Annotated in this window: 4 protein-coding genes; 1 reads left to right on the top strand and 3 read right to left on the bottom strand. The window is 61.2% G+C overall.

Features of this window, described 5'->3' with window-relative positions:
• Positions 1 to 142: 142 nt before the first annotated feature.
• A protein-coding gene (locus ACIGJO_RS35720; protein WP_399965610.1) for an IS5 family transposase occupies positions 143 to 960 on the top strand; the annotation gives its coding sequence in 2 pieces (ribosomal slippage) (positions 143 to 485 and positions 485 to 960; 819 coding nt in all).
• Between the two features lie 28 nt (positions 961 to 988).
• Here the strand turns inward: ACIGJO_RS35720 and ACIGJO_RS35715 are convergent.
• From ACIGJO_RS35715 to ACIGJO_RS35705, 3 genes are all read right to left on the bottom strand, one after another.
• Positions 989 to 1,447, bottom strand: coding sequence for a hypothetical protein (locus tag ACIGJO_RS35715; protein WP_399965608.1), 459 nt, complete (start codon positions 1,445 to 1,447; stop codon positions 989 to 991).
• 77 nt (positions 1,448 to 1,524) lie between these two features.
• Positions 1,525 to 1,938: a hypothetical protein gene (locus tag ACIGJO_RS35710; RefSeq protein ID WP_399965606.1), complete on the bottom strand. Its 414-nt coding sequence runs from the start codon at positions 1,936 to 1,938 to the stop codon at positions 1,525 to 1,527.
• Positions 1,931 to 2,999 (bottom strand): RHS repeat-associated core domain-containing protein (locus ACIGJO_RS35705; protein WP_399965603.1); only part of this gene is annotated, 1,069 nt, incomplete at its 5' end. The genes ACIGJO_RS35705 and ACIGJO_RS35710, both read right to left, overlap by 8 nt.

The raw sequence follows: 2,999 nt of genomic DNA, 5'->3' as shown, positions 1-2,999 counted from the left end.
GAAATCCCCGCAACTACCTGGCCTTTCTCGGCCTCGCCGCAGCCCTCTGCTGCTACAAGCGACTCGTCCGACTCACCACATAGGACACGGTCTAAGAGGATGTCTCACGTGGTTGGTTGCTGATGCGGCATGATGCTGGACCGTGGGTGCTGATCTGTCGCGTCGGCTAGTGCCGGACGAACTGTGGGAGCTGACTGCTCCGTTGTTGCCGAGGTTCAACTCCCGTCCGCAGGGCGGTGGTACGGCTCCGGTGGACGAGCGGGCGGTGTTCACGGCCGTGGTCTATGTGCTGACCAGCGGGTGTGCGTGGCGGTATCTGCCGGAGTCGTTCGGTGTCTCGCCGGCCACCGCGCACCGCCGGTTCAGTGCGTGGACCGAGGCCGGGTTGTGGCGCAGGCTACACCGGGCGGTGCTCGACGAGCTCGGCGTCAGGGGCGAGTTGGACTGGTCGTCCGCGATCGTCGACGCCGCGTCGGTGCGGGCGAAAAGGGGGGCTCGCTGACCGGTCCGAATCCGGTCGATCGGGGCAAGAAGGGCAGCAAGCTGCATGTGCTGTCCGAGGCCCAGGGCCTGCCGTTGACTGTGGCGGTGTCGGGTGCGAACCTGCACGACAGCCAGGCGTTCAAGCCGCTGATCCTCGGGATACCCGCCGCCCGCTCGCGGCGCGGACCCCGCCGGAGACGGCCGGTGAAGATCCGAGCGGACAAGGCGTACTACTCCGCCGAACATCTCCGCTGGCTGCGCGCCCGCAACCTCGTCCCGAGGATTGCCCGCCCTGGCATCGAGTCCGGCGAGCGGCTTGGCCGTCACCGCTGGAAGATCGAGCGGTCGATCTCCTGGCTCTTCGGCTACCGCCGCCTCACCGTCTGGTACGAGCGAAAGGGCAGCCACTTCCTCGCCTTCCTGGGACTTGCCGCAGCCCTCACCTGCTACAAGAGACTCGCCAAGATCACCACGTGAGACATCCTCTAAGACCGTACGCCGACACCTATTCTCGAGTAAATACCGTCGGTCGGCCATCTCGACCCTCGACATGATTCCACAGAACCATATTATTCCCCACATCCCCCACAGTCAAAGCAGTATAGCATCCGTCGCCAAAATCCAGGAATACCGTACTGGCGCCCAGACTTTCACGACTACGCCAATCTCCTCCGCCAGTTTTCCTCTGTACGCCATTCAGCCCGCCATCGACACAGTCGAAGTATCTACCAATAACGGCGGCAGCCAAAAATTTCCCACCCTGCTGCAAGTTCAATTCCGCTTCACCTGACACCCATTTACCAACAAGAATTTCCGAACTCACCACCTTGCCGTCGGGATATTTCACAGTAGCCTCATTGTCAAGGAATGCACAACCCGACAGCGAAATAACCATCACCGACGTGGTGACTAGAGCACTGCAGAAAGTCAAAATTGATCCCTTTTCGCGCATATCTCGCTCCATTACTAGAGACTACCAACCGGTCTGGGTACCGCAGGAGTCTGGGCATCCAACGCCATGAGCGCCCAGATCACACAGGTCTACGGCATGACAACCCGGAAGACGATCGTCATGTCATGACTCCGACCAACTCCATCGGCCGCAATTATCCCATCATTGTCCAGCCACCGCTGAACAAAACGCTCCGATCCCGTTCCATATCCCGTTGCAATGTGAGCAAACGAGGAAATAGTCATCGAGTTCCTGATGGTTATTCGCGCTTGGATTCCATGTCTATTGGCTCTCAGGATCTTATAGTTCGCCGTGTACGACCCCATTACCGCCGTTGCCACATTCGCGTCACCGGCCACCATCGAAAGAGCATCCTTTGAGAATTGTTCAAACTTGTTCCCTTTTTTTGCTATGGAGTTTGACGACAGCTCTCCGCTAGCCCTTCCCTCTTCCCAGTAGCGCTTCGATATCTCCTTCCTATGCGCTGCAGTGACATCAGACATCATCACCTGTCGAGCAAACCACACTATCTTCCCCGTATTCTGCATATCGCTCTAGTGCACCCAAGAACCACTTCTTCCCGATCTCGACGAAACCATCAACTCCGCCTGTCAAAACGGCATCCTCAGGGTTACAGTCAAGATACGTAGGGTTCATGGCACAATCTCTTATCTGCGTATACCCAGGAGCTGCCACCATGGGGGGGACGTAGGGAAGATTCACCGGCACAGGTCCGATAGTCGGACCAAAACCTGGCAGCCCATTTTGTCCCGTATAACTGACCCCCCCGTTGCCGCCGCCACCGCCACCGCCGCCACCGCCACCGCCACCGCCACCGCCACCGGCAGTACCACCTGTGCTCGGTGCCGGGTTGGTGTTGATCGGGAAGGCCGGGTCTGGCTTGCCGCTGTTGTTGCCCGGCTGGCAGTGACCGTTGCCCGGGTCCAGGCAGGTGCCGGTGGGATCCGAGTTGGTTGCGGGAGCTTGGCCGGCGTAGCTGTATCCGTTGAGTGTCTGGTGTTTGCCGAGTTCGAGGAGGGGGTCGACGCTGATGAACTGGCCGATTCCCGGGTCGTATTCGCGGGCGCCGATGTGGGTGAGGCCGGTGGTGGTGTCGGTCGGTTTGCCGAGGAATGCTTTGTCGTCGGGCCACGTGGTGGGGTTGGTGCCGCGGGGGGCGCCGAAGGGGGTGGTGTGGCGCTTGGTGACGTCCTGGGTGGTGGCGTCGGTGGCGATGCTGCTGGTGCCGTGGTGGTCCGCGGCGAGGAAGTTGATCTTGCTGCCCGGGGTGCCGAGCGTGGATGTGCGGACCGCGATGTTCTGGCCTGCGGCGCTGTAGTAGCGGGTGCCGGTGACCGTCTTTGCTGTGCCCTTGGTGGTCAGGCGTACTTCGGTGGCGCCGAGGTAGAGGACGGTGTCGCCGTCTCCGGTGGCGCGGCGGATGAGGAGTTCGCCGTCGGCGTCGTAGAGGGCGCTGTCACGTTGTTGGGTGTGTGGGTGTCTGATGGGGCGTCGGGGTGTGGTGGGCTTGCGTTTCGGGCCTGGGGTCAGGCCGTGGTGGGCC

This window comes from Streptomyces sp. NPDC079020, assembly GCF_044542225.1.
GTDB lineage: Bacteria > Actinomycetota > Actinomycetes > Streptomycetales > Streptomycetaceae > Streptomyces.
The sequence above is the reverse complement of the archived record's forward strand: the minus strand, read 5'-3'. Positions and strand labels throughout refer to the sequence as shown.